Raw genomic sequence first — 24,955 nt, forward strand, 5'->3', positions numbered from 1 at the left:
CTTTGATGAGGGCGTTCGCCCTGCTAACTCGTGCAGGATTCGTGAGATGAAGAAGTTCGTGCTTGGAGATGTGGTCAACAGCGACAAGGGGCGGCGCGGCATTGTCCGTGCCATCTTCCGGTCAAAGGATGGCCAGCAGCTCTACGCGATCGAGAAGGACGGTTCGCTGGATTTTATCGAAGAGGCCCGGCTGTCACCGGCGCCGCGCATTGAGCTCGCCGCTTAGCCGAGACGAGCATCCGCTTCGACCCATCACGCCCTAAATCGCCCCGATGTCGCGCAGGCAGGCCTGCATCAAGGTCATGCGGTCGGCGATGTGGCGCGGCTCGCGGCAATCCATGTTCAGCGCGAACACGGTTTGCGCTGAACCCTTCTCGGCCCAGCCGACCATCCAGCCGAGCGACGGCTCGCCGCGCTCGGCGCCGACCAGCCCGGACTTGAAGTGGATGACGGCGTCACCGACTTTGGTCACGGGCAGAATGTCGCGCACCAGATCCTGGCTGCGCTTGGAAATCGGCAACGCGCCGCGGCGCAGGCGGTCGACGAAATCGACCTGCTGCACCGGATCGATGCGCAGATTGCCGGTGAGCCAGAACTGATCGATGCCGCCGCCGATGTCGCGGTTGCCATAGTCGAAGAGATCGACATATTTCTGCATCCGCTCCTGGCCAATGCGGCGCGCGATTTCCTGATAGACCGGAACGACCGAGGCCGCGATCGCCGAGCGCATGGTGTGATCCTTATTCCAGGCCTCGATCGGACGTTTCACGCCGTCCCATTTGAACACGTCCTTGTCGGGATCCTGCACCACACCGGTTTCCAGCGCGATCAGCGAATTCGCGATCTTGAAGGTCGAGGCCGGCAGTTGCGGTTCGCCCGAGCGCTCCCTGTCGCTGGCGATGATGAGATAGTCATCGACCTTGTAGGCGACGAAGGTGCCCGCCGTCCCGTCATCGCTGAAGCGCGTCGCCAGGCCTTCGCGAATCTCGCTGTTCATCGGTGCGATGTCGGCGAGGCTGCGGCGGGGCAATAAGGTCGCCGCGGCCAGAAGTGTTAGCGCATGACGACGGTCGATCACGACTGGCTCCATTCCGGTTGAAAAACGGCCGCGACGATGCTGATGCGATCGTGGTGAAAGCAAGGCGAGGCTCAGCCCGCGGGCCTGCTGAGCCTGAGAACGAACACCAGGACCTCGGCGACGGCCTTGTAGAGCTCCACCGGAATTTCGTCGCCGAGTTCGACATTGGACAACGCGCCCGCAAGCACCTCGTTCTCCTCGATCGGAATGTCGTGCTCTCTGGCGATCTCAACGATCTTGGCGCCGATCGCGCCCCTGCCCTTGGCGACGACGGTGGGCGCTCCCTTGCGATCGCGGTCGTAGTGCAGCGCGACCGCGAGCTGGTTCTTGGCTGGTGCGTTCATAGCGCGCGGTCCAGGAAATGGCCCGCCTTGGCGAGCGCCGGTTGCGGCGGCACGCCCTCGCGGATCACGATGTCGCCGGGCGACAGTTCGGCCCGGCTCAGCGCCTGGCTGAGCTCGGCGGCGCTGGCGCGCAGGCGCGCCGCGGTCTGCGGCCGTTCCGCCCACATGCGCACCGAGGTGCGCTCGCCGCTCAAGGAAACCAGCGCATGCACCGGACCGGCCGGCTCGATGTCGAGCGTGAAGCGCGCCCGCCAGACCCGTTTTGCGCCTTCGCGCTCGGCGCCCCCGCCGCCATCGCGTGAAATCTCGAACTGTGCCATGGCGGTGCCCTGCTGGGCTGCGAAGGGGATTTCGAAATTCCAGCGCTGCAGGGTGGGATCGATGCGGGTCTGGGAGGGATCGGCCTGGCCGGGCAGCGAGGCGACCTGCAAGAGCGTCTGGCGCGCCAGCGCCGCGTCGGTATCCTCCAGCAAGCGGTGGGCGACCGTTGCCAGCGGCGCGTTCTGCGGGATCGAGGGGGTCGCGACCGGCTGTGCCGACGGCAGCGCGCCGCGAAACGGCGGCGGCGGTGTCAAAGTGTGAAGAGTGACGTCCTCGCTGCGCCCATCCGGCAGGGTGATGGTGGCCGTCGGGCCGCCCGTGGCACGCGGGATCTCCTGCAGCGCCTCCTGCACCAGGGTCAGCACCGCGGCTGTGTTCGCCGAGCCGGTTTCGAGGCTGAGCAGCGCGTCGGACAGCAGGATCTGCGCATTCCCGGCCACACCCTGCTGAGGGGGCGAAAGCTGCGCCTGCGGGAGCAGGATGTCGTGGCCGAGGTCTTGCGCGTTCATGTCCGGCGACAGCGGCGGAGCTTGCGGCGCGGCCGCTGCATAGGTCGCCGGCCTGGCCATGCCGGCCTGCGGACTTGCGGCCGAAGGCCAGGCCGGGGCCGCGCTTGTGGTCTTCACCGTCGCGGCCAGCGCCTCGCGCAGCACGATCAGCGCGGCCTTCAGGTCGGGAATGCCGCCGGATGGCAGAGATGATGGCGAGGCGAGCGAGGCCTCCAGAAACAGCCCGGATTTCTGAAACGCGGCCTGAATGTCGCCGCCGCTGAGATTCGGGCCGAGGCTGGTCTGCTGCGACAGCACATGCATCACCGCCCGCTGCAGGGCTGGGGGCAGGCTGTTGGACGCCGCGGCGGCCGTGAGATTGGCAAACAGCGGGCCCAAGCTTTGCTGCCGGGTCGCGGCGGTTTCAGAAGCGACAGACACCGCCATGCGTTCGAGCGGCGTCAGCGGATCGCTCGGCGCGGCCGCAAGCGGTGATGCGATAGGCGCAGCATTCACCACCGCATTTGGTGCGAGGCTCACGGTATCGGTGATGGTGGCGAGCGCCGTGCCTGCGCCCGTCCCCTGCCCCTGCCCGACGATGGCGAGCCTGACGCCGCCGTCCTGGGTTTGCGAGACCGAGAGCTGCAGCGCCTGACCTGCGGTCAACGGCACTTCCGCGAGTACGTCGAGCGTCAGACCGGCAATGGCAAGCTGCACCAGATTGTCGGCGACCTTGAGTACCTCCGCATTGACCACCGTGCCCGGCTGCAGCGCGACGCCGCCGGTCGCGGTGCCGGCACCGACACCTTGACTGATGCCTTGGACGGCAATGACAGGAAGAGTCGGGTTGATGGAGAGGGCCATACGCGGAACTCGGCTGAAGGCTTGAAGCCTAACCTGTCGTGCGTAAACCTCGCCTTAACCGACGCGCAGCTCGCTCTGGTTCATGATGCGGATGATCTCGGCGGCGGCGCGGAAATCGACCAGCCGCGCCGCACGGCGCTCCGCCGCCTCCTCGTCCTCGCCCCATTGCGACGCATTCCAGTCCTCATCGACATGCGCGGCGGCCCAGACCTGGTCGGGGTCGCGCGCGCCGTGCAGCAGCGCGATCGCAAGCAGCGCCGAGCCCGTCAGCGTCGTCACGACGTGCAGAGCGGCAATCGACCAGGGTTCATCGGGCAAGGCCGCGCGCGCGGCCTCGACCGCCGCTTCCGGCTGGCGCACATGCATGATGCCTTGAGCCAGGATGAAATGCGCACCCAACTCGTCCGCCGCCCAGAACAGCACCGGGTCCCAATGCTCGGCCTCGCGTGCCACCAGGCCTTCCGGATGGCCGGCGCGATAAAACAGGAGATCGGAGTTGAAGTATTTGGCGATGTCCTCGGCGACAAGACCAACCCGGTCGACCACCGCCTCGACTACGCTGTTGGCAAAGCGGGTCATCGGCATGGTCAGCGGATCGATGGCGTCCTGTTGCGCCTCCCATTCGGCCGCAATCGCTTGCGCGATCCCCCGCGCCGGCGCAGTGACGACGCGCCCCGAGGGCGTGCGGATGGGCCTGCCATCCAATGCTACCGCAAAGCCGTTTTCGGCCTCGATCACATCGGCCTTGGCATAGAACCGCTTGCTCTGGGGCGCGCGGGCCGCCCGCCGCGCCGCCTCCTGCGGGTCGAGTGGCGACTGGCCCGCCACTTCGTCAAACAGTTCACGCATGTGATTTTTCGCTTCCTTTGGCCGCGTCAAGATTTGCCGCCATCTATGATAGGCATGGGCCTGAAATAAAGCGAGCGGTGGGTTCTCGAAAGTTCGGCTAGCGGAATATTCGCGCTGAAGGATTTGGGTTGCGAGGGAGCATTCGGGCCGGAGTGATCCTGCTTGTGGGCCTCAGCGCCTGCCGCGCCGAGGCAGGGTTCCGTTCGCCGGAATCGCTGGTCCGCAATGTCTATGCCCATTACGGCGACGGCGCACCCGAACTGTCCAAGGGACTGCCGCGCGACCAGGACACCGCGCGAAAATTCTTCGATCCCAGCCTGCGCGTACCCTGGACTTCCGTGAAGAACGAGCCCTACGACTTTCTGGTGCAGAGCCCGACCTGGAAGCTTTCCGCCATCTCGATTTCGATTTTGCGCAAACAATACGACAAGACCTTCGTGGCCGTCGCCTTCGACAATGAAGGCCGCCGCGTCAGCCTCAATTTCATTCTGGTCAAGGGACCGGAGGGCTGGCTGATCATGGACGTCGAAAGCCCGTATGATTCCTTGCGGATGTTTCTCGAGCAAATCAGGAACTGAGGACCTGCATCTCCCGATTATTGCGCTCCGAACCTCTTCTCGACGACCGCGGCCGCAACGAGTTGATCAGCGCAAGATCGTGCGCGCGGCTTCCGACTATGCAGTCGATGTCCGCGAGCCCGGTGGGCCCTGGATGGTCGGGGCGGCCGCGGCGAGGAGATCCGAGCGGTCGCGTGTTCGCGGCGGATAAATTCGCTTGTGATTGATGGTTTGCTTGGTCAGCTTGGCGGATGCGCCGACCGTGTGGACCTGGCGATCCCAGCCGACGGTGTAGAGCGCACCCCACGCGCCAAGATCGAGCACGGTGACATACCAGTCGATCTCAAGAGGCAGCATGGGAAGACCGAACAGATCCGCGACCACATTGTGTCCCGCAAAGCGTCCCATGGGTCGGGCGAACTGGCATGACATGACCGTCGCGTGAACGCTATCGACCACACTAGAAGCGATATCGCCGGCGGCAAAGACGTGTTTCAATTCGGTAGCGCGCATGAATTGATCCACGAGAAGACGACCCTTGTCGTCTCGCGTGGTCCCTAATGCGGCGGCGACCGGGCTTGCCCGCATCCCTGCGCACCACACCACTGTGTCGGTCGCGATGAACTCGCCCGAGCTGAGGCTGATGCCATCTGCATCAACCGCGCTCACCGAAACGTTCAACCGAGTTTCGATGCCGAGCGCCAAGAGAGCCTCATGGATCGTCGGTCGCGCATTGACCCCAATCGTCGCGCCAACATCCGAATTTGGATCGACGAGTATGATCCGATACGGGCCGGAGACGTGCGCGCTGTCGAGCTTGGCCGGCATCTCGGTCGCAACCTCGATACCGGTAAAGCCGGCTCCAACCACGACAACCGTAGAGCGTTCCAGCGAAGGCGTCCGTCTGCCAAGCTCCGCCAAGTGGGCCCGGAGTCTGGAAGCGGCCGCGTAGGTATCTACGTCAAAGCCGTAGACGGCCAGGCCGGGAATGGCGGGTCGCACCAATTGGCTGCCCAGCGTCAGCACAAGTCGATCATAGTCCAGACACTGTTGGCCATGGTCGATCGCTAGCCTCACCTGCCGGGTGGTTGGATCGACCGCTTCGACCTCCGCGACGACATGCTTGACGCCGATCGGATCAAGCAGTTCGCCAAGCGGGATTGCAACATCACTCAGATCGACTTCGTAATTTCGCACCCGGATGTTGTGATAATCGTTTCGGTCCACGACCAATATCTCGACCTCGGATGCGGCCCGCCCGATTTGATCGAGTTTACGCGCCGCACCGATAGCCGCCCACAGGCCAGCGAACCCCGCTCCAAGGACCAAAATGCGCGGCACCTTGCCCTCCGGTTTACTGCAAGCGAGCCCTGCTTACGCGACTATATCGGAGAGGCCGCCGTTGCGGAATGAGCGCAGTCTGATTTTCGCGTGGTCAGCGGCGCGGGATCATGCTCCAGCTTTTCGAGACCACATGCGCTGCAAGGCCAGCCCTCACCAAGTAGAGAATGGAGCGCCGAAAGGTGAGCCCCAAAACGGCTGGCGTTCGCGCGGACGCGCGTAGCCGAATTCGGTCGCGGGAGCGCGTCGTCGGAACTTGATTCCTCCTTGCGGTTCGCCGCTCAACAGGACCACGAACTCCGTTCCCTTGCCGGTCTCCGTGCTCAACGCCTCGTCCGTCACGATCAGCGACGATCGCGGCACAATCCCTGGGATGCGATCCAGGACGTCCTGCGGAATGACGATCCGGTCGAGCGCGGCCTTTGCACTCTCCGGCTCGCTCGACGCCGGCTTGGCATTTTGGACGCCGCGACGCCTGCTGTGTGGATCAGCATCGCTGTCCACACTTGCATCGTCCAGCGAGACGACGCTCCATCGAATCTTGGCGTCACCGCCAGTCCGCTCCATGGCGGTGAAGACATGCGTGCCAATCGGACGATCAGGATCAACGATCGTGACCGGAGCATCAAAGAGGGGCTCAAAGCCCTGCCGGACGTAAAGCCTCTGTGTCTTGCGGCTAATCAACACCGATACCGGCTCGAGTTCGCGCGCGGCCTGACGCGCCGCCTCGGCCGCAGCGGCGCGCGCAGTCTGCGCCGCCTCCGCTGCCTCACGCGCGGCCGCGCGGGCATCGAGCTTCGGTTGCAACTCCGCCTTGGCGGCGGCCAATTGCGCTTCCAGTTCAGCGATCCTGGCGGCAGCCCTCGCCTTGGCATCTTCGGCCTGTTGCTTGGCGTCATCGGAGATCGCCGAGGCGCGCGCGGTTTCTGCCGTTGCCAGTTCGGCCTCGGCTCTGAGTTTTAGGTTTTCCGCCGTGCGCACCGGCACCATGGCCTTCGAGGCCTCCCGAAACGCCGACGCGGCGGCAGATCTCGCCTGATCGGCTTTTCTGGCCGCCTCGTCCGCCTCCGCGATGCGCGCAGCGATCAAAGCGCCGGCACCTGGTTTTGGCTGGAACAGAAGTGGGTGGGTGATCTCGACGGGGGCTACATCGGTCGGCGCGACAATCACCCGAAGGCCCAGGTCTGTCACGTCGAACAGGCGCGCCGCGAAGTCGAAGGGCATCCGGATGCAGCCATGGGATGCCGGATAGCCCGGCAAGGGACCGCCGTGGAGCGCGATGCCGGACCAGGTGAGGCGTTGCATATTCGGCATGTAAGCGTCGTCATAGATGTTCGAGTAGTGCTCGGCATCCTTTTGGATGACGCTGAAGATTCCGGCAGGCGTCTCGCGTCCCTTCTGCCCGCTCGACACCGGTGCCCTCAAGATCCAACCATTGGCGTCGTAGACGGTGATCCGCTGCCGCTGCAGCGAAACGATGGCCATGATCGGCTCGCCGGCGGTGCGCGACTCCACGGCCTCGACCGAGCGTTCACTGCCCCTGCCTCTGGCGCCGGCAGGATCGCCCGTCGCGATCAGCGCAGCCAGAACGGCGATCGCAAGATGCGCGGCACGTATCGGCATGCGCTTGGGCTTCGATCTCAAAAGGCCACACGTCATGCCCGTCTCATCTGATCAGACTACGCCGGCTTGCGCCTGACCAGACTAACCCCATTCGGTTGAATCAGCCAACTCGGAACTTTCCCAATGTGATGGAATGGTTCCGCGTAGGCTCCAGCGGGAATTGACCTTCGAGGTGCATGAGATAGAAGGTCGTTCGAAGGTGGCCCGCCGCTGATGTGGTAATCGCCGACGCGGCTTCGGCGGCCGATAAAAAGCCATGTCAAAATCCCGGCGCTTGATGATCAGGATTTTGCGCATTGCCGCTGGGCCTCTTCCAGCCGGCATGCGCGATTGGGCGCGGCAGATTGTGGAGACGCGCATGATGCGCCGCTTTCCCGACCGCGCGATCCTTCTGGAGACAATATTTCCAGCACTTGGCCAAACACGCGCCATGGCGAACACCTCAAGAGTCCTTTGGATCGGATGCCGGCCCTACACAACGTTGTATTATGATCTCATCGAACAAAAGGGTGCGGAGTGCTGGTCGATCGATATCGACCCTGAGATGCAACCCTTTGGCAGGCCGGGGCACCACATAACCGGCGACATGTTGAAGCTGGAGCAGCTATTTCCGGCGAACTATTTCGACGCCGTGCTGTGCAATGGCGTGCTTGGATATGGCGTCGATCGTCCAGCCGATCAGCTGCGGGGATTCGAAGCCCTGGCTGCGGTCACCAAACCAGACGGCTGGCTTCTGATCGGATGGAATACGGACCGAATATCCGACCCGCTGAAATTGGCCCTCGCGAACCGGCGATTTGAGCATGCACCGCTGCCTGGCGTTACCGCTCGTTACGTCGTCGAGGGATGCACGCATGTTTATGACACCTACCGCAGGCTTTGAGCGGAAGGTCCGCAGAGCAAACGCCATCAAGCGCTGAAGCGAGACCGGCGTATGAGGTCGCACCAATCCCGGTGCCGCACAATTTGGACGACAGATGGTTGTTGTGCGCGAGCAGCGGCTGTATCGTGAACGACGCTTTGGAGTGGGCAGTCAATTCCCGCCGATGTGCATGCGATCGATCACCCGCCCTGCCGCATAAATGAGGGGCGTCCTCAATGAGGGAAAGCCACTGGCGCTCGATAAAAGAGATTGTCCGGCATGTCATGCACGTCGCCGGCCTCGGCCGGCTCTATCGTCTGGTCAAAGCCCTTCGGGGAAACAAGACGCTCCATTTGTTGGGAAACCATGACTTGGAGAGCGCCTTCAGCAACATCTATCAATTGGACGTTTGGCGCGGGCACCAGGGGACCTCCAGGTCTGGACCGGGGTCCGACCTATTGGCAGCTTGCGAAATCATAGAGCCCCTAAAAGGGCTCCTTGTCGAATTGGAATGCACATGCCTGGTCGATATCGGCTGCGGTGACTTCAATTGGATGCAGCAGGTCGTAGCTCGCGGGACATTTCGATATATTGGATGCGATATCGTACGATCTATCGTCGACGCAAATTTAGCGAGGCATCAAACAGAGAGAGTTACCTTTCGCCATTTGAATGCATGTGAAGAGCCGATCCCATTTGGTGACGTGATCATTTGCCGAGAGGTTTTGTTTCATCTTTCGTTGGCTGATATCTCCCGGCTGATCAGGAATGTGAAATCCTCTCCTGCCGCGTATTTTATCGCTACGCTGGATACGTCCACCTGGTTCAATTCCAACATCCAATCAGGTGATTTCAGACACATCAACCTGCTTTTGAAGCCATTCCGCTTTCCTATACCATTGATGGCGATTCCCGATTTCGAGGGGCGTACGCTGGCTGTATGGCAGGTCAATCAGATCCCAACGATTCCCTCCTCGCTCGATCCCGGTCCGGTCAAGTCGACTAACGCGAAGCGCTTGCACGGAGATCACAAAACGGCCCGTGCCGAGAAGCGCGACGGGATATGAAGCGATCCCATCGCGCGCCGCCTTTACTGATTTCCGGCGACTGCCCGGACGGCTCCCGCGCGGCTTGGTCAGTCCGCGTCGCGACAATCGTCGGCGTGGTGGTCGTGGCCGCACGAGCCGCGCGCATCCGCCTCGTCGTGGTCGAAGTCGGTGCCCGGCGTGAACGACACGCCGCGGAGGGCTTCGGCGAAGCCCGCGCTGCGCACGGTGACGAACTTCTCGTTCGTGGGCAAAGTTGTCGCGGCAAGCTGGTCGGTGATCATCACGAGCTTGTTCGGATCAGCGCCCTGGTCGCCGCTGCCGCTCACGGTCGAGGTGGTTGCCCAGATGGCTACGGTTCCGTCGCGATTGACGCGGCCCGTGATGTTGCGCAGGCCATCGGTGGCGGGTGACCACGGCAAATTGGTCGCGGCATTGTTGCCGGTCGGATAGCCCTGCACCGTGTAGGGCATGCCGAGATCGAGGCCAGCCTGCAGCGTGTAGGCAAGCGTCCAGCTCCCGGTCGCATCATTGAACACCCACTTCTGCAAGCCGGCGCTCGTTTGCGCCGCGGCGGCGGTGTAGGTCTTCGAGCTGGCGTCATAGGTCGCGATGCCGTTGCCCTCATCGGCCACATAGAGCGTCTTGGCATTGGCAAACCAGATGCCGAACGGGAACGTGGTCGCGGTTTTCGCGAGATTGGTCGGAAAGCCCTTCAGCACACACATATTGTAAGGCGTCACGCCGAGCGTCTGGAGCTGCGATGCGTTATAGACGATCGGCGTGATCGGCAATGACGCCGATGCGCTGGGTACACCGGCGCCATTCGGGCACGCCAGCGGCTTGCCGTTGGCATCGAAACCCGAGGTATCGATGAAGTAGACCGTATTGACGCCGTTGCCGCCCGAGCCCTTGGTCACGTAGATCACGTTGTTGAACACGGTGAGGCCGCGGAAATTGGTGTCCTTACCAACCTTGTCGGCCTTCAACCCGAGCTGCGTAATGTTGAAGCTGCCCACTGGCGTCGGCAGGCCCGGATCCGGCTGCTGGGCGAGCGGCACGTGCGCCTCGGTCATGATCTGCGCGCCGGCGCCGACGATAATGCCGTTCGGCTGCGGATTGCCGCCATTGCCGGCGTTGCCGACGGTGTAGAACACGTTGGCACCGTGCTGGTCGTTCAGGATCGCGGCGCGGCCGTTATTGCCGCTGTAGGCGTTGGTCTTGGTGAAGCGGAAATGGCCGTTCTCGTCCACTTCGGCGATCACGCGCGAATAAGACGACGTCACCGGGTTGGTCGGATCGACCACGTCGGGCGTGTTGGAGTTCGAAACGTCGATCGCATCGACCGGGGCGAGGTAACCCATGAACGACACGGTGCGGCGATCGAGCGACAGATTGAGCGCGAGCTCGGATTTCGATGGGAAGCTCGTGACGAGCTGGTCCTTATTCGCGCTGATTCCGCGCTCGGCACTGTTCGGCACTTCGAGCGACCGCACCGGCTGGCCGTTGAGCCTGAGCTCGTCGAGCATGATCTTCGCGGTGATGCCGAAGGAGCCGTCGACGAGCACGTTGTTGAACACCATCGGATAGGTGCCGTTCGCGGTGGCGGTGACGCAATTCGGCGCCACGCAGTTCGGCGGCAACTGGGTGATGCCGGCGGTGATGGTGGCCGCCTTGTTGTCATAGGCGGTACGGCTGACGAGCAGATGGCCGGGCCGGAAATGAACCCCATCGTCATCGGCACGCGCGACCGTGCTGGTGAGCATCGTGGAGGCGAGCAGCGCCAAAGCAAAGCTCGATGCGAACAGCGAACGCCCCGCAAGCGGGCGCAATTCTTCTGTCATCATTGTCATTATGCCGATGCTGAAATGTTGCAAATGCGAGGGCCAAGTGAGCGCATGTGGGGCCAGCGGGGCGCAATCTGCGCGCTGTCTGTTACAGGATTGCGAACGGGATGCGACGGCTGTGCGCGACGCGCGGACGGGAGTCATCGACAGCCGCGCGCGTGTCCTCGCGGCTGAGCGCGATGGCAATCGACCGACTGCGCAATAAGAAACGGCGCTGTTACCAGCGCCGTTCTGGTGCACCTTAACGCGTGGTATCGCCCCACTTTGACTGGCGCTGACGGGAGCGACCCGCTCTGGCTCTGCTGGCGTGGGAAGCCTGTTCGCGATCCACCGAAAAAGGTACGCCGCCTCCACGCGGAGTCAATCGGATCGATAACAAATTTAGGCTAAAGCGATCCCGCACGCTGCACAGCAGCATCGGGGCGGGATCGCGCGATTGCGCCTGATCTGCGCGCAAAAGCTTCGCCCCTCGCGAGGGGAACTGGCTTTCGCTTTGAGCTTACGCGGGTGTTCGGCCCGGATCATGCGCCCAACGGACCAGTCGCGACGCTTCGCAGAGCCGCGACTGAAATCGCCCTCTACTCCTCGGGCGCGTTTTCGATCGGATCGAACCGGCTCGCCTCAAGCCCCAGAAGGTTCCATGATTGCTGCATGTGCGGCGGCAACGGCGCGGTGGCATCGATCACCCCGCCGCGAGGATGCGGGATCACGATGCGGCGCGCGAGCAGGTGCAGGCGGTTCTGCAGGCCGCCGGGAAACTCCCAGTTCTCGCGATTGAAATATTTGGGATCGCCGACGATGGGATGACCGATATGCGCCATGTGCGCGCGCAATTGATGCGTGCGTCCGGTGACCGGCTTCAGCGACACCCAGGCGAGCTTGTTGCCGGCGGTCTCGACCACCGCATAATAGGTCACCGCATGGCTTGCGCCCTCATCGCCATGCGCGGCGATGCGCATGATCGTCTCCTCCTCGCCCTCCTCTTTCGCAAGATAGGTCGAGATGCGGCCCTGCTTCGGTTTCGGCACACCCGCGACCAGCGCCCAGTAGATCTTTCGCGCCGAGCGATGCCGGAAAGAGCCGGTCAGCGCGGTGGCGGCGAAGCGGGTCTTTGCCACCAGCAGGCACCCTGCGGTCTCCTTGTCCAGGCGATGCACCAGCCGCGGCTTCTGGCCCTTCGCATCGCGCATGACTTCCAGCATCTGATCGACGTGGCGCGTGGTGCCGGAGCCGCCCTGCACGGCGAGGCCCGCCGGCTTGTTGAGCACGAGGACATCGTCGTCCTCGAACAGCGTCATCTCCTTCAGCGCTGCAAGCGTCTTCTGTTCCGCTTCCGACAATGCGCCCGCGAGCTTCGGCGCATCGAGCCGGAGCGGCGGAATGCGCACGCTCTGCCCCGCCTGCAGCCGATCCTTGGAATCGGCGCGCTTGCCGTTCACGCGCAGCTCGCCTTTGCGGACGATGCGCTGGATATGGGAGAACGACAGGCCGGGAAAACGCGCCTCGAGAAAACGGTCGACGCGCATGTTGTCTTCATCCGCGGTCACGACCACGGTTTGCACCTTGGTCGGAAGCGGCAGCGGCTCTGCGGGGGACTTGGCTGGTTTCGCCGGCTGTTGTGCAACAGGCCGTTTCTCGCCGCGTTCGGCGGCAAAGCGAGCAGCCTTGCCGGGCGCGCGAAAGCCCGCCTTCGGTTCGCTATGTGGCCGCTCGCGAAACGGACGCGGCGCCTTGCGATCCTCGCGTGCGCGGGGGTTTGACTGGGTTCTCTTGATGCGGCGGCTCATGAAGCCTCCTAGCGCAAAAGCCGCGAATCGTCACGGCGAAATCGGTATAAATCCGCGCGGATATCGGGCAAGTTGGGCAAAGGACTTCAAGATAGTCGAGCAAGGCCCTTATGAGACCAGCAAAATTCGTCACCGCCGCCATTGGCGTCACCTTGCTCCTGACTGTGGCTGTACGAGCCGAGGGTCCGATGCCCGACGACATCGCCTGGCGGCTGATCGAGATGGGCCGGACCATTAATCCGCCCGAGACGGCCGCGCTTTACGCGCCCCTCCAGCAGAAGGAGCCCTATCCAGGCGTCACGGTCGAGCGCGATATCCAATATGGGCCGGCGGAGCTGAGCCGGCTCGATCTCTTCGCGCCTGAGGCCCGCTCCGACGCCCGCCCGGTGCTGGTCTTTGTTCGCGGCGGCGCTTTTATTACCGGCGACAAGCACATCTCCGGCAGTTCGTTCTACGACAACGTCATGCTGTGGGCCGTGAAGAACGGCTTTGTGGGCGTCAACCTCAATTACCGCCTCGCACCGCAATCGCCCTGGCCCGCGGGCGCCGAGGATATCGCCGCTGCCATTCAATGGGTCATCGAGAATATCGCTGCGCGCGGCGGCGATCCCACGCGGATTTATCTCATGGGCCATTCCGCCGGCGCGGTACACGTTGCGACCTACGTGTCACATCCCGAATTTCACAAGCTGAAAGACGCCGGGCTCAAGGGCGCGATCATGGTGTCCGGCATCTACGATCTCACCGCGACACCGCTGGCCGAGCCCGAGAGGGCCTATTTTGGGTCCGATCCGGCCCGCTACGCGGAACGATCTTCGCTGGACGGCCTGAAAGCGACGAGGATTCCTTTCATGATCGTCACCGCGGAGCTGGACCCGCCCGGGTTCAACAAGCAGTTCGATCTGCTGAAGGAGGCGCGCTGTAAGGCGGAGAGCGGCTGTGTCCGCGCGCTGCTGCTGCCGCAGCACAGCCATATGTCGGAAGTCTATTCCATCAACACCGCGGATACGCGGCTGACCGACCAGATCCTGGATTTTGTGAAAAGCGGAAAGTAGCGGCTACTTCCCTGACCGTTCCCGCCTGAGCTTGGCCCAATAATCCAGCCGTTTCCTGATCTCGCGCTCGAAGCCGCGCTCGGGCGGATCGTAGAAGGTCTGACGTCCCAGGCTTTCCGGGAAATAGTCCTGACCGGAGAAGGCATCCGGTGCGTCGTGATCATATTCGTAGCCGGTGCCGTAGCCCTCTTCCTGCATCAGCCTGGTCGGCGCATTGAGGATGTGCTTCGGCGGCAAGAGCGAGCCCGCCTCCTTCGCCACCCGCTTGGCCGCGCCAAAGGCCGTGTAGGCGGCATTCGATTTCGGCGCGGTCGCGACATAGATCACGGCTTGCGCGATCGCGAGTTCGCCTTCGGGAGAGCCGAGAAAGTCGTAGGCATCCTTGGCAGCATTGGCGATCACCAGCGCCTGCGGATCAGCAAGGCCAATGTCCTCCACCGCCATGCGCACCACGCGCCGCGCCAGAAACAGCGGGTCCTCGCCGGCGTCGAGCATGCGCGCGAGATAGTACAATGCGGCATCGGGATCGGAGCCGCGCACCGCCTTATGCAGCGCGGAGATCAAATTGTAGTGGCCGTCGGCCGATTTGTCGTAGATCGGCGCGCGCCGCTGCAGGATGTCCTGCAATTGGGCGGCATTGAAAATCTCGCCGCGACGCGCGGCGCGCCAGACTTCTTCGGCAAGCGTCAGCGCGGCGCGGCCGTCGCCATCGGCCATGCGCACCAGCGCGGCGCGCGCTTCCGCATCGAGCGGCAGCTTTTTGCTTTCGACCTCCTCAGCATGCTTGAACAGCTTTTCGATTGCGGCGGCATCGAGGGAATGAAACACCAATACGCGCGCCCGCGACAGAAGCGCCGCGTTGAGTTCGAAAGAGGGGTTCTCGGTGGTGGCACCGACCAGAACCACGGTCCCGTCTTCCATCACGGGCAGGAAGGAATCCTGCTGCGCGCGGTTGAAGCGGTGCACCTCGTCGACGAAGAGCAGCGTGCCCTTGCCCGTCTCGCGCCGTGCGCGCGCCGCATCGAACGCCTTCTTGAGATCTGCCACGCCGGAGAAGACCGCGGAGATCTGCTCGAAATGCATTTCCGTGGCATCCGCCAGCAGCCGCGCCACCGTGGTCTTGCCAGTCCCCGGCGGCCCCCAGAAGATCAGCGAGCCGAGCGTGCGCGTCTCCAGCATGCGCGTCAGCGCGCCGTCCGGCCCCAGGATGTGATCCTGGCCGACGACTTCAGACAATTTGCGCGGGCGAAGGCGGTCGGGGAGCGGGTGCGGCGCGTCCTGCTCTAGCCCTGCCGCGGCGAACAGGGTTGAACCGGTATCGCGTGGTCGCTTCGCGCTCATCCGCCCAGGGTCACGTTGATCTGCTGGCCGCCGCGCACCAGCGTGATGCGCCACAGCCGCGCCTGTTCGCGCGCCGCCTTATCGAGGTCGCTGGTTCTGGCGATCTTCCTGTTGTTGACGGCCATGATGATGTCGCCCTTCTGGAAGCCGACATTGGCGGCGGCGGAATCCTCGGCAATGTTGGTGACCACGACGCCCTCGGTATCGGCATCGAGATGCAGCTCGTCCGCCACAGCCGGTGAGATATTGGCGATGGTTGCGCCGGAAAAGGGCGAGCGGCCCGAAAGCGTAATCTCGTTGCGATCGGTGTCGGGTGCGGTTTCGAGCGCCACCGTCAGCTTCGTGGGCCGCCCCGCCCGCACCACGTCGATCTGCGCGGTGCCGCCGAGCGGACGCGTCGCAAAGCGGTAGTCGAAGGCATTGGGATCCTCGACGGTCTGACCATCGATGGCCGTGATGAGATCGGACGACTTCAGCCCGGCGCGTGCCGCGGGAGAATTGGGCACGATGCTTGCGACCAGCGCGCCGCTCGGGGTCTTCAGCCCGAGGCTGTCGGCGATGTCAGGCGTCACCGCCTGCAGCCGCGCGCCCAGCCACGGTCGCTTCACCGCCTTGCCGCCGTTCTTGGCGGAGGCGACAACCACGCGCACCATGTTGGAGGGAATGGCAAAGCCGATGCCCTGCGAGCCGCCGGAACGCGAATAGATCGCTGTGTTGATGCCGACCAGGTGGCCGCTCATGTCGACCAGCGCGCCGCCGGAATTGCCGGGATTGATCGCCGCATCGGTCTGGATGAAGAACTGGTAATCGGTAATGCCGACCTGCGTGCGTGCCAAGGCCGACACGATGCCGTGGGTCACGGTCTGGCCGACGCCGAAGGGATTGCCGATCGCGAGCACGACATCGCCGACCATCAGCTCGTCGGAATTGGCGAAATCGAGCGTCGGGAATTTTTCGTGGGAATCCTTGAGCCGCAGCACTGCGAGATCGGAGCGCGAATCCTTCAGTACGATCTCGGCCTCGAACTCCCGCTTGTCAGAGAGCGAGACCTTGACCTGGTCGGCACCCTCGATGACGTGAACATTGGTGACGACGAGGCCGGAGGGATCGACCATCACGCCCGAGCCGAGCGAGCGCTGCATCTGCTCCTGCGGACCGCCGGGAATGCCGAAGAAGCGCCGGAAGATCGGATCATCCAGGAACGGATTGTGATTCTGCACGACCTTGGCCGCGTAGACGTTCACCACTGCCGGCTGCACGCGCTGCACGATCGGCGCGTAGGACAGCCTGAGCTCTGCGGGTGAGCTCGGCACACGGCGGTCCTGCGCGGCCAGGGGCGTTGCAATCAGCGCGGAGACACACAGCGCGGCAAGGAAGCGGATCAGCGTCATCTGGAAAGGTCCTGAAAATGACTGCCCTGACATGGGCGGAAGGTCAGTTGGGAGAAAGCGCGAGCGTCAAGCCGCACGGCCGGGCGCTTGTGCGACGCCCGGGGCGGGGGCGCAAGATAGACGCTCCTGGTGGCGTTCGCCCCATTCTTTCAGCGTGTCGATCACCGGGCGCAGGCTTTCGCCGATCTCGGACAGGCAATACTCCACCCGCGGCGGCACTTCGGCATAAACTTTCCGGATGATCAGCCGGTCGTCCTCCAGCGCACGGAGCTGCTTGGTGAGCATGCGCTGGGTGATGCCGGGCATCCGCCTGCGCAGTTCGCCAAAGCGCTGCGTGCCCTGCTGCAGATGGAACAGGATGACCCCCTTCCACTTGCCGTCGATCAGGTCCAGCGTCGCCTCGACCGCACAGCCCGGCCGATGCCCGAAATTCCGCCTTTTCATGAGGAGTTTTCCAATAGTATCCAAACGGGGACTATATCCCTGAATTTACAGTACTTGCCAAGTCGGCGCCAGCGCGACAGTTAGCGTGGCGAGTTTCTCAACGACGAGGAGACAATCCATGAAGGCCGTAGGCTACAAAAAATCGCTGCCGATCGACGCGCCGGATGCCCTGATCGATTTCGAGACCGCCAAGCCGGAACCGGCCGGGAGGGACATCCGCGTCGCGGTGAAGGCGATCTCGGCCAATCCGGTCGATTACAAGGTGCGCAAGCGCGCCGAACCCCCGGAGGGGCAGTACAAGATTCTGGGCTTCGATGCGGCCGGAATTGTGGATGCGGTCGGGCCTGATGTTACGCTGTTCAAACCGGGCGATGAGGTCTTCTATGCCGGCTCGATCCAGCGCCAGGGCACCAATTCCGAGTTTCATCTGGTCGACGAGCGCATCGTCGGAAACAAACCAAAATCGCTGTCCTTTGCGCAGGCCGCCGCCCTGCCCCTCACCTCGATCACCGCCTGGGAATTGCTGTTCGACCGGCTGGGCGCGGTGCCCGGCAAGAGCCTTGATCCGCGCACGCTGCTGATCACCGGCGGCGCCGGCGGGGTCGGCTCGATCCTGATCCAGCTCGCGCGGCGGCTCACGGGACTGACGGTGGTCGCCACCGCGACGCGGCCGGAGTCGCAGAAATGGTGCCTCGAGCTCGGCGCGCATGCCGTGATCGATCACGGCAAGCCGATGAAGGAGCAGATCGAGGCCTTGAAACCGCCGCCGGTCGCGCTGGTCGCGAGCCTCACCGCCTCTGACCAGCACTACAAGGCGATCGCCGATTTCATGGCGCCGCAGGGCAGGTTCGGCCTGATCGACGATCCGCCGGAGTTCAACATCGCCGTCTTCAAGGGCAAGGCGATTTCGGTGCACTGGGAGTCGATGTTCACCCGCTCCTCGTTCCAGACGCCCGACATGATCGCCCAGCATCAGCTCTTGAACGATGTGGCCGACCTCATCGACAAGGGCGTGCTGCGCACGACGCTGGACCAGATCTTCGGCACCATCAACGCGACGAACCTGAAGCGCGCGCATGCGCTGCTGGAGAGCGGTAAATCGCGCGGCAAGATCGTGCTGGAGGGGTGGTAGGCCCGCTCATCATTGCGAGGACCGAAGCGGACGAAGCAATCCAGAGTCTCTTGCGCGGCTCTGGATTGCTTCGCTTCGCTCGCAATGGCGGAGGTTAACAACGGGCTTGGCAGGATGGTGGGAACGGCGCTATGGGCCTTTGCCGACCTAGGTCTAGGTCCTGTCGCGAGGAGGCTCGGCGCGCTCGATGAATCCCTTGGCGAGGGCGTGGTAGACGCCCTCCTCGCAAATGACCCGCGACGAAGCGTGGGCGATCAGGGCCGCGGCCATCAACGGCACCACCATGGCGTGGTTGTCGGTCATCTCGGTCACGATGACAAAGGCGGTGATCGGCGCCTGCACCACCCCGGCGAAATATGAGACCATGCCGAGCAACATGATCGCGGGCAGCGGCGCACCGTGAAAGAGCGAGGCGACGTTGGCGCCAAGTCCGGCGCCCACCGCAAGCGATGGGGAAAAGATGCCGCCGGGAATGCCGCTGATTGCGGCGAAGGTGGTGGCCAGGAATTTAAGGATGCCGAAGTCGGCGGGCAGCGGGGCGCCATTCTCGAGCGCCGCCTTCACCTGTGCGTAACCCGTGCCATAGATGGTGTCGCCGGAGATCAGGCCGCAGACCGCAACCGCAAGGCCGCAGAGCAGCGCGAAGGCGAGCGAATGGCGTTTGATCGCGCGCCCCAAGCCGTTTGGCAGGCCACGCGCCATCGTGATCAGGATGCGGCTGAACAGCCCGCCCATCAGGCCGCCGACGACCCCGCAGACCGGAATCGCCAGCCAGTCGATGCCGTTCCGCAGCGCCATGGGGCTGGAGCCGAAATAGGCGTAATTCCCCATCAGGGCGATCGAGGTCAGGCCGGCCGCGATCACCGCCGCGATGATGAGGCTGGAGGTACGGGTCTCGAATGCCCGGCTCATCTCCTCGATGCCGAACACGATTCCGGCCAACGGCGTGTTGAAGGCGGCGGCGACGCCGGCGGCCGCGCCGGCCAGAATCAATCCCGGTTGCCGGCGTGGCGAGAAGCGACCCAGCGCGAACATAATGGACGCGCCGACCTGAACCGTCGGTCCTTCGCGCCCCACCGAAGCGCCACATAACAGTCCAAACAGCGTGAGGATGATCTTGCCGATCGCAATACGGATCGAGACGAGGCTGCCGCGGGCCGCCTGGTCCGTCAGGTGGCGTGCCGCGATCGCCTGCGGGATTCCGCTGCCCTGACTGTTTGGAAAGAAACGGTTGGTCAGGAACACCGAAAGCGCAAAGCCAAGCGGCGTCACCACCAGCGCGGCATAACGCGATTTCGAGAGCAGAAGCGCAAAGGCAATTTGTGCCTGATCAGCGAGCGCGGCCAGCGCCACCGCGGCACCGCCGACCACGACGCCGCCGAGCAGGAAGATCGCGCGGCGCTGCCACCGTGCCGACGTGATCTTCAGACGTCGCCTATTGCGGGTGGAGAGCGCCGGTATCATGCGCTGAGATTGCCGATCGCCGCGCAGGATGCAAGCCGATATCCTGCGCAGCGCCGTTTGGTGCCTGCCCACCCGGCGTGGCCCATCGGCGAGTTCGCTGGGCTCAGACGACTGGCAGCCCCTCGACGAAAATCAGCCGCCGCTCCAGCGCCGTCCGCCGCACCTTCAGTGCTTCGCCGTATTCTTTCGAAGCGTACCACTCGTGCGCACGCTGCATCGAGGGGAATTCGACAATGACCAGCGCCTTCGGCGGTGGACCGCCCTCCACCAGTTCCGCCGCACCGCCTCGCGCCAGATAGCGGCCGCCATATAGCGCGATTGATTGGGCAGCAAGCGTGCGGTAGCGCTCGATCGCGTGCGCGTCCCACACCTCGACTTCGGAAATGACGTAAGCCGTCATCGCGCCGCGCCTCAAGCGATGGTATCGACGATGCCGCCCTCGACCCTCAGCGCCGCGCCGTTGGTGGCGGACGCCTCCTTCGAGGCGACATAGACGACCATGTTGGCGACTTCGTCGGTCGAGGCAAAGCGCTGCAGCAGCGAACCCGGCCGATGCTGCCTGACGAAGTTGGTGGCCGCCTCCTGCTCCGACTGGCCGTTTTGCCTGGCGAGATCCTTCACGAAGGTCTCGACGCCTTCCGACAGTGTCGGGCCCGGCAGCACGGAATTGACGGTCACGGCCGTGCCGCGGGTCAGCTTGGCGAGCCCCCGCGCGATCGCGAGCTGCGCGGTCTTGCTCATGCCGTACTGGATCATCTCGGTCGGGATGTTGAGCGCGGACTCCGAGGAGATGAAGACGATGCGACCCCAATTGCGCTTCAGCATGCCCGGCATATAGGCGCGCGACAGCCGCACGCCGGACATCACGTTGACCTCGAAAAAGCGCGTCCAGTCCTCGTCGGAGATCTCGAAGAAATCCTTCGGCTCGAAAATTCCGGCATTGTTGACGAGGATGTCGACCTCCGGCAGCGCTTTGAGCAGGGCGTTGCAGCCGGCTGATGTCGAGACGTCGGCGGCGATGCCGCGGACCTTGGCGCCGGGCGCAGTTTTCGCGAGCTTTGCCACGGCCGCATCGACCTTGCCTTGACCGCGCCCGTTGATCACGACATCGGCCCCCGAGGCCGCTAGGCCTTTGGCAATGGCGTAGCCGATCCCCGCGGTCGAGCCGGTAACCAGCGCGGTTTTTCCGGAAAGGTCGATGTTCATGCGTTATCTCCGTCAGTTGGTGCGGGAGATATTGGAGACGGTGATTGCAGACGCAATCGCCGACGCGTTGCTTTTCAGCATGGCGGCTCCCCTCCCCCGTCGTCGTCGCGGAGAGGCGGGACCGTCAGCGCGAGCGCTTGTCGCGACACCCGCAAGCTATCAATTGGAGCCGGTGGCAGACACCGTCCGCAAAACCGCGGCCTGTGGTTATGGGGTCCTGGCTTTTCGCCAGGACGACGGTGGGGAGATGACCATCGCGCAAATAAAAAGCGGCGCCCTTGGCGCCGCTCTTGAAACCTGGGCGAGGCAGCCGGCTTACGCCGCTTCGGCCTTCGTCTCTTCCACCGGGCCGGAGTCCTGGCCCTTGGCATCGACGTCGCGGTCGACGAACTCGATCACCGCCATCGCCGCGTTGTCGCCGTAGCGGAAGCCCGCCTTGATGATACGGGTATAACCGCCCTGGCGGTCCTTGTAGCGGGTGGCCAGCGTATCGAACAGCTTCTTGACCATGTCGACGTCGCGCAGCTCGCTGATCGCCTGGCGGCGATTCGCGAGGCCACCCTTCTTGCCGAGCGTAACCAGCTTCTCCACGATCGGCCGCAGCTCCTTGGCCTTGGGCAGCGTGGTGACGATCTGCTCGTGCTTGATCAGTGCCGCGCACATATTGGCGAACATCGCGCGCCTGTGCTCGTGCGTGCGATTAAGCTTCCGATGAACCCTGCCGTGACGCATAGTCTATTCCTCTACGTTTGATCTGCCGCGACGGTTCGTCGGACATGTTGCTCAGGTGGGCTTCCTGCGTTCGCCCGCCAAAGCGCAATCGCGCTTTGGCTTTTTGTTTGATCAGTAATGATCCTCGAAGCGCTTGGCGAGCTCGTCGATGTTCTCCGGCGGCCAGCCCGGCACTTCCATGCCGAGATGCAGGCCCATCTGCGCCAGCACTTCCTTGATCTCGTTCAGCGACTTGCGGCCGAAGTTCGGGGTACGCAGCATCTCCGCTTCCGACTTCTGCACGAGGTCGCCGATGTAGACGATGTTGTCGTTCTTCAGGCAGTTTGCCGAACGCACCGAGAGCTCGAGCTCGTCGACCTTCTTGAGGAAGGCCGGGTTGAAGGCGAGATCCGGAATGATCTCCTGCGCAACTTCCTTGCGCGGCTCTTCGAAGTTGACGAACACGTTGAGCTGATCCTGCAGGATGCGCGCGGCATAGGCGACGGCATCCTCCGGCGTAATCGCGCCGTTGGTCTCGATCGTCATGGTCAGCTTGTCGTAGTCGAGGATCTGGCCCTCGCGGGTGTTCTCGACCTTGTAGGAGACCTTGCGCACGGGCGAGAACAGGCTGTCGATCGGGATCAAGCCGATCGGCGCGTCCTCGGGCCGGTTGCGCTCGGCGGGCACATAGCCCTTGCCGGTCGTAACTGTGAATTCCATGCGGATCTCCGCACCCTCGTCCAGCGTGCAGATCTGCAGCTCCGGATTGAGCACGCTGATATCACCGACCGTCTGAATGTCGCCGGCGGTGACGACGCCCGGGCCCTGCTTCTTCACGACCATGCGCTTGGGGCCTTCGCCCTGCATCTTGATCGAGATGTCCTTGATGTTGAGCACGATGTCGGTCACGTCCTCGCGCACGCCGGCGATCGAGGAGAACTCGTGCAGCACGCCGTCGATGTGCACCGACTGCACGGCCGCGCCCTGCAGCGAGGACAACAGCACGCGGCGCAGCGCGTTGCCGAGCGTCTGGCCGAAGCCGCGCTCCAACGGCTCGGCGACGAGCGTCGCAAAGCGCGAGGCATCGGAGCCCGGCGTCACCTGGAGCTTGTTAGGGCGGATCAATTCCTGCCAATTTTTCTGGATCGTCACGGTTTCACCCTCAGGCCGGCCAATCTGCCATGTCGATTGCCGGCGTTGGAAACTTCGCGGATCACTTGCCGCGGATCATCAATAAAAGTCCAAGACGCCGCGAGGGACAGGCTCTCCCTGCGGCGACAACATCAAACGCGCCGGCGCTTGCGCGGTCGGCAACCATTATGCGGAATCGTCGTCACGTCGCGGATCGAGGTGACGGTGAAGCCCGCCGCCTGCAACGCGCGGAGCGCGGATTCGCGGCCCGAACCGGGGCCCGCGACCTCGACTTCCAGCGTGCGCATGCCATGTTCCTGCGCCTTCTTGGAGACATCCTCCGCCGCGACCTGCGCGGCATACGGGGTCGATTTGCGCGACCCCTTGAATCCCATCGTGCCCGCCGACGACCAGGCGATCGTGTTGCCCTGCGCGTCGGTGATGGTGATGGTGGTGTTGTTGAACGACGAGTTCACATGCGCCACGCCGGAGGCGATGTTCTTACGCTCGCGACGGCGGACGCGGGTGGCTTCCTTGCCCATTTAAAACCTTTCCTTAAGATCTCAACGCCGCCGTAATGCCAGCGGCTACACCTGTGAACGCGAACGATCGGCGGTGAACAAACCTGCTCGCCGCCCACTGCTCGCAAAATCTCAATTACTTCTTCTTGCCGGCGATCGCCTTGGCCGGGCCCTTGCGCGTGCGCGCGTTGGTGTGGGTCCGCTGACCACGCACCGGCAGGCCGCGGCGATGGCGCAGGCCACGATAGCAGCCGAGATCCATCAGCCGCTTGATGTTGATGCCGGTCTCGCGGCGAAGGTCGCCTTCCACGACATAGTCGCGGTCGATGACCTCGCGGATCTGCAGCACTTCCTGGTCGGTCAACTGGTTGACGCGGCGATCCTCGGGGATCTTGACCTTTTCCACGATGTCGGCCGCGATCTTGGGGCCGATACCATGGATGTACTGGAGCGCGATCAACACGCGCTTATTGGTCGGGATGTTGACGCCGGCAATACGGGCCACGGACTTCTCTCCTGTCGCCGCTCCCTCCGGGGAGGCAGCTTCTTAAGTTCTTGCTCTCGGGCAGGTGTCCGCAAACGCGAACACGACGCCTTGCCCTCTGCTTCCTCGGGGCGAGGCATCGTCTGAAAAACTATCCGACTTGGATGCCGCGCTTATTAATGGATTCAAGTGGCTTTCGTCAACCGCCTCTAGCCTTTAGCTCGCCTTTTCGTGAGCTTTTTTGCCACCTTCCGGGGCGCCTTCTTGGCCGCCTTCCGGGTGGCCTCCGAGGCCCGTTTGACCGCCCTGCGGGCCGCTTTTGGGGTCTTTTTGGCCGGAGTTCGGCCCTTGGCCGCCTTGGCAGCCGATTTTACGGGCCTCGCTGCGGTCTTTTTAGTGGTCTTCCGCGCCCCTGTGGCGCTCCGCTTGGCGGAACCCGCCTTCTTGGGCGGCTTGGCTTCCACCGCGCCGATGGCGTGCAGGATGCGGTTGATCTCGCGGGTGACCTCCTCGATCGTCATCATGCCGTCGACGGTCAACAGCTTACGCCGCTCGGAATAGTAGTGAATCAGCGGCTCGGTCTGGGCGCGATAGCTCGCTAAGCGCTTGGTGAGGACTTCCGGCGTGTCGTCGACCCGCACCTCCTCGCCGCGCGCGCGCATCTGCTCGACCCGCGTCTCGACGCGCGCGAGCAGCGCGCTCTCATTGACGCGCAGTTCGATCACGGCATCCAGCTTCACGTGCTTTTTCTTCAGTAGCTCATCCAGCGCCTCGGCCTGCGGAACCGTGCGCGGAAAGCCATCCAGCACAAAGCCGTTCTTGGCGTCGGGCTGCTCGATTCGGTCGGAAATGATGCTGACGACGATCTCGTCTGGGACCAAGCCGCCGGCCGCCATAATGTCTTTGGCCTGCAACCCGACCGGCGTACCCGCCGCGACGGCCGCGCGCAGCATCTCGCCGGTGGAAAGCTGCACAATGCCGTAACGCTGGACCAGCCGCTGTGCCTGGGTGCCCTTGCCCGACCCCGGCGGTCCCAGAAGAATCAGTCTCATCGGTGTTCGCCCCCCG

At 63.7% G+C, this 24,955-nt stretch carries 25 protein-coding genes; 6 read left to right on the top strand and 19 right to left on the bottom strand.

Features of this window, described 5'->3' with window-relative positions:
* The first annotated feature begins 46 nt into the window (after positions 1-46).
* Positions 47-226 carry a hypothetical protein gene (locus tag F758_RS0117080; protein WP_024509002.1) on the top strand — a complete coding sequence of 60 codons (180 nt, stop codon included), beginning with the start codon at positions 47-49 and terminating at the stop codon, positions 224-226.
* A 33-nt stretch (positions 227-259) separates the two neighbouring features.
* Here the strand turns inward: F758_RS0117080 and blaOXA are convergent, their stop codons facing one another.
* From blaOXA to F758_RS0117100, 4 genes are all read right to left on the bottom strand, one after another.
* Positions 260-1,078 (bottom strand): class D beta-lactamase, encoded by an 819-nt coding sequence (gene blaOXA / locus F758_RS0117085; RefSeq protein ID WP_024509003.1) that lies wholly within the window; start codon positions 1,076-1,078, stop codon positions 260-262.
* Between the two features lie 71 nt (positions 1,079-1,149).
* The gene (locus F758_RS0117090; RefSeq protein WP_024509004.1) at positions 1,150-1,422 is read right to left on the bottom strand and encodes an EscU/YscU/HrcU family type III secretion system export apparatus switch protein; all 273 of its coding nucleotides are present in this window, start codon (positions 1,420-1,422) and stop codon (positions 1,150-1,152) included.
* The gene (gene fliK, locus F758_RS0117095; protein ID WP_024509005.1) at positions 1,419-3,095 is read right to left on the bottom strand and encodes a flagellar hook-length control protein FliK; all 1,677 of its coding nucleotides are present in this window, start codon (positions 3,093-3,095) and stop codon (positions 1,419-1,421) included. Before fliK ends, F758_RS0117090 begins: the two co-directional genes overlap by 4 nt.
* 54 nt (positions 3,096-3,149) lie before the next feature.
* A complete protein-coding gene (locus F758_RS0117100) occupies positions 3,150-3,944 on the bottom strand; it encodes an ATP12 family chaperone protein (RefSeq protein WP_024509006.1) in 795 nt (264 codons plus the stop codon).
* Between the two features lie 152 nt (positions 3,945-4,096).
* On the opposite strand from F758_RS0117100, the gene F758_RS0117105 reads away from it, so the two are divergent.
* Entirely contained in the window at positions 4,097-4,522 is a 426-nt protein-coding gene (locus F758_RS0117105; protein WP_502689158.1) for a hypothetical protein, read from the top strand.
* Positions 4,523-4,618: 96 nt separating this feature from the next.
* Here F758_RS0117105 and F758_RS0117110 read toward each other — a convergent pair whose 3' ends face one another.
* Positions 4,619-5,842, bottom strand: a complete 1,224-nt coding sequence (locus F758_RS0117110) for an NAD(P)/FAD-dependent oxidoreductase (protein WP_024509008.1) — start codon at positions 5,840-5,842, stop codon at positions 4,619-4,621.
* A 153-nt stretch (positions 5,843-5,995) separates the two neighbouring features.
* A complete protein-coding gene (locus F758_RS0117115; protein WP_024509009.1) occupies positions 5,996-7,465 on the bottom strand; it encodes a L,D-transpeptidase family protein in 1,470 nt (489 codons plus the stop codon).
* Between the two features lie 358 nt (positions 7,466-7,823).
* Between F758_RS0117115 and F758_RS0117120 the strand changes: the two genes are divergently transcribed.
* Both F758_RS0117120 and F758_RS0117125 read left to right on the top strand, forming a co-directional pair.
* Complete coding sequence (locus F758_RS0117120) at positions 7,824-8,348, top strand: class I SAM-dependent methyltransferase (RefSeq protein WP_198026514.1); 525 nt, start codon at positions 7,824-7,826, stop codon at positions 8,346-8,348.
* Between the two features lie 215 nt (positions 8,349-8,563).
* Positions 8,564-9,394 (top strand): class I SAM-dependent methyltransferase, encoded by an 831-nt coding sequence (locus tag F758_RS0117125; protein WP_035722319.1) that lies wholly within the window; start codon positions 8,564-8,566, stop codon positions 9,392-9,394.
* 68 nt (positions 9,395-9,462) lie between these two features.
* Here the strand turns inward: F758_RS0117125 and F758_RS0117130 are convergent, their stop codons facing one another.
* Both F758_RS0117130 and F758_RS0117135 read right to left on the bottom strand, forming a co-directional pair.
* Positions 9,463-11,226 (bottom strand): hypothetical protein, encoded by a 1,764-nt coding sequence (locus F758_RS0117130; RefSeq protein WP_198026515.1) that lies wholly within the window; start codon positions 11,224-11,226, stop codon positions 9,463-9,465.
* A 572-nt stretch (positions 11,227-11,798) separates the two neighbouring features.
* Entirely contained in the window at positions 11,799-13,007 is a 1,209-nt protein-coding gene (locus F758_RS0117135) for an RluA family pseudouridine synthase (RefSeq protein WP_024509013.1), read from the bottom strand.
* A 110-nt stretch (positions 13,008-13,117) separates the two neighbouring features.
* On the opposite strand from F758_RS0117135, the gene F758_RS0117140 reads away from it, so the two are divergent.
* A complete protein-coding gene (locus F758_RS0117140) occupies positions 13,118-14,062 on the top strand; it encodes an alpha/beta hydrolase (RefSeq protein ID WP_024509014.1) in 945 nt (314 codons plus the stop codon).
* A 3-nt stretch (positions 14,063-14,065) separates the two neighbouring features.
* Here F758_RS0117140 and F758_RS0117145 read toward each other — a convergent pair whose 3' ends face one another.
* The 3 genes from F758_RS0117145 to F758_RS0117155 all read right to left on the bottom strand — a co-directional run bounded on the left by F758_RS0117145 (position 14,066) and on the right by F758_RS0117155 (position 17,238).
* Positions 14,066-15,403 (bottom strand): replication-associated recombination protein A, encoded by a 1,338-nt coding sequence (locus F758_RS0117145; protein WP_024509015.1) that lies wholly within the window; start codon positions 15,401-15,403, stop codon positions 14,066-14,068.
* Positions 15,400-16,794 carry a DegQ family serine endoprotease gene (locus F758_RS0117150; RefSeq protein ID WP_024509016.1) on the bottom strand — a complete coding sequence of 465 codons (1,395 nt, stop codon included), beginning with the start codon at positions 16,792-16,794 and terminating at the stop codon, positions 15,400-15,402. The genes F758_RS0117145 and F758_RS0117150 overlap by 4 nt, the downstream gene beginning before the upstream one ends.
* Positions 16,795-16,860: 66 nt before the next feature.
* The gene (locus F758_RS0117155) at positions 16,861-17,238 is read right to left on the bottom strand and encodes a winged helix-turn-helix transcriptional regulator (RefSeq protein WP_024509017.1); all 378 of its coding nucleotides are present in this window, start codon (positions 17,236-17,238) and stop codon (positions 16,861-16,863) included.
* Positions 17,239-17,356: 118 nt separating this feature from the next.
* Between F758_RS0117155 and F758_RS0117160 the strand changes: the two genes are divergently transcribed.
* On the top strand, positions 17,357-18,370 hold the full coding sequence (locus tag F758_RS0117160) for a zinc-binding alcohol dehydrogenase family protein (RefSeq protein ID WP_024509018.1): 1,014 nt from the start codon (positions 17,357-17,359) through the stop codon (positions 18,368-18,370).
* 153 nt (positions 18,371-18,523) lie between these two features.
* Here the strand turns inward: F758_RS0117160 and F758_RS0117165 are convergent, their stop codons facing one another.
* From F758_RS0117165 to F758_RS0117200, 8 genes are all read right to left on the bottom strand, one after another.
* Positions 18,524-19,834 carry a chloride channel protein gene (locus F758_RS0117165; RefSeq protein WP_024509019.1) on the bottom strand — a complete coding sequence of 437 codons (1,311 nt, stop codon included), beginning with the start codon at positions 19,832-19,834 and terminating at the stop codon, positions 18,524-18,526.
* Between the two features lie 103 nt (positions 19,835-19,937).
* Positions 19,938-20,234, bottom strand: coding sequence for a DUF1330 domain-containing protein (locus F758_RS0117170; protein ID WP_024509020.1), 297 nt, complete (start codon positions 20,232-20,234; stop codon positions 19,938-19,940).
* An 11-nt stretch (positions 20,235-20,245) separates the two neighbouring features.
* On the bottom strand, positions 20,246-21,040 hold the full coding sequence (locus F758_RS0117175; protein ID WP_024509021.1) for an SDR family NAD(P)-dependent oxidoreductase: 795 nt from the start codon (positions 21,038-21,040) through the stop codon (positions 20,246-20,248).
* A gap of 315 nt (positions 21,041-21,355) precedes the next feature.
* Positions 21,356-21,772 (bottom strand): 50S ribosomal protein L17, encoded by a 417-nt coding sequence (gene rplQ / locus F758_RS0117180; protein ID WP_024509022.1) that lies wholly within the window; start codon positions 21,770-21,772, stop codon positions 21,356-21,358.
* Positions 21,773-21,883: 111 nt separating this feature from the next.
* The gene (locus F758_RS0117185) at positions 21,884-22,927 is read right to left on the bottom strand and encodes a DNA-directed RNA polymerase subunit alpha (protein ID WP_198026520.1); all 1,044 of its coding nucleotides are present in this window, start codon (positions 22,925-22,927) and stop codon (positions 21,884-21,886) included.
* A gap of 107 nt (positions 22,928-23,034) precedes the next feature.
* Positions 23,035-23,424 (bottom strand): 30S ribosomal protein S11, encoded by a 390-nt coding sequence (gene rpsK / locus F758_RS0117190; protein WP_007603045.1) that lies wholly within the window; start codon positions 23,422-23,424, stop codon positions 23,035-23,037.
* 115 nt (positions 23,425-23,539) lie between these two features.
* Positions 23,540-23,908 (bottom strand): 30S ribosomal protein S13, encoded by a 369-nt coding sequence (gene rpsM / locus F758_RS0117195; RefSeq protein WP_024509024.1) that lies wholly within the window; start codon positions 23,906-23,908, stop codon positions 23,540-23,542.
* A 188-nt stretch (positions 23,909-24,096) separates the two neighbouring features.
* On the bottom strand, positions 24,097-24,939 hold the full coding sequence (locus tag F758_RS0117200; protein ID WP_024509025.1) for an adenylate kinase: 843 nt from the start codon (positions 24,937-24,939) through the stop codon (positions 24,097-24,099).
* Positions 24,940-24,955 lie beyond the last annotated feature (16 nt).

It is taken from the genome of Bradyrhizobium sp. ARR65, from assembly GCF_000472385.1.
GTDB lineage: Bacteria > Pseudomonadota > Alphaproteobacteria > Rhizobiales > Xanthobacteraceae > Bradyrhizobium.

What these genes read in the sequence shown, in the direction of transcription:
- F758_RS0117080 (WP_024509002.1), top strand. Translation starts at nt 47, where the DNA reads ATGAAGAAGTTCGTGCTTGGAGATGTGGTCAACAGCGACAAGGGGCGG.
- F758_RS0117090 (WP_024509004.1), bottom strand. Translation starts at nt 1,422, where the DNA reads ATGAACGCACCAGCCAAGAACCAGCTCGCGGTCGCGCTGCACTACGAC.
- fliK (WP_024509005.1), bottom strand. Translation starts at nt 3,095, where the DNA reads ATGGCCCTCTCCATCAACCCGACTCTTCCTGTCATTGCCGTCCAAGGC.
- F758_RS0117100 (WP_024509006.1), bottom strand. Translation starts at nt 3,944, where the DNA reads ATGCGTGAACTGTTTGACGAAGTGGCGGGCCAGTCGCCACTCGACCCG.
- F758_RS0117115 (WP_024509009.1), bottom strand. Translation starts at nt 7,465, where the DNA reads ATGCCGATACGTGCCGCGCATCTTGCGATCGCCGTTCTGGCTGCGCTG.
- F758_RS0117120 (WP_198026514.1), top strand. Translation starts at nt 7,824, where the DNA reads ATGATGCGCCGCTTTCCCGACCGCGCGATCCTTCTGGAGACAATATTT.
- F758_RS0117125 (WP_035722319.1), top strand. Translation starts at nt 8,564, where the DNA reads ATGAGGGAAAGCCACTGGCGCTCGATAAAAGAGATTGTCCGGCATGTC.
- F758_RS0117130 (WP_198026515.1), bottom strand. Translation starts at nt 11,226, where the DNA reads ATGACAATGATGACAGAAGAATTGCGCCCGCTTGCGGGGCGTTCGCTG.
- F758_RS0117135 (WP_024509013.1), bottom strand. Translation starts at nt 13,007, where the DNA reads ATGAGCCGCCGCATCAAGAGAACCCAGTCAAACCCCCGCGCACGCGAG.
- F758_RS0117140 (WP_024509014.1), top strand. Translation starts at nt 13,118, where the DNA reads ATGAGACCAGCAAAATTCGTCACCGCCGCCATTGGCGTCACCTTGCTC.
- F758_RS0117145 (WP_024509015.1), bottom strand. Translation starts at nt 15,403, where the DNA reads ATGAGCGCGAAGCGACCACGCGATACCGGTTCAACCCTGTTCGCCGCG.
- F758_RS0117150 (WP_024509016.1), bottom strand. Translation starts at nt 16,794, where the DNA reads ATGACGCTGATCCGCTTCCTTGCCGCGCTGTGTGTCTCCGCGCTGATT.
- F758_RS0117155 (WP_024509017.1), bottom strand. Translation starts at nt 17,238, where the DNA reads ATGAAAAGGCGGAATTTCGGGCATCGGCCGGGCTGTGCGGTCGAGGCG.
- F758_RS0117160 (WP_024509018.1), top strand. Translation starts at nt 17,357, where the DNA reads ATGAAGGCCGTAGGCTACAAAAAATCGCTGCCGATCGACGCGCCGGAT.
- F758_RS0117165 (WP_024509019.1), bottom strand. Translation starts at nt 19,834, where the DNA reads ATGATACCGGCGCTCTCCACCCGCAATAGGCGACGTCTGAAGATCACG.
- F758_RS0117170 (WP_024509020.1), bottom strand. Translation starts at nt 20,234, where the DNA reads ATGACGGCTTACGTCATTTCCGAAGTCGAGGTGTGGGACGCGCACGCG.
- F758_RS0117175 (WP_024509021.1), bottom strand. Translation starts at nt 21,040, where the DNA reads ATGAACATCGACCTTTCCGGAAAAACCGCGCTGGTTACCGGCTCGACC.
- rplQ (WP_024509022.1), bottom strand. Translation starts at nt 21,772, where the DNA reads ATGCGTCACGGCAGGGTTCATCGGAAGCTTAATCGCACGCACGAGCAC.
- rpsK (WP_007603045.1), bottom strand. Translation starts at nt 23,424, where the DNA reads ATGGGCAAGGAAGCCACCCGCGTCCGCCGTCGCGAGCGTAAGAACATC.
- F758_RS0117200 (WP_024509025.1), bottom strand. Translation starts at nt 24,939, where the DNA reads ATGAGACTGATTCTTCTGGGACCGCCGGGGTCGGGCAAGGGCACCCAG.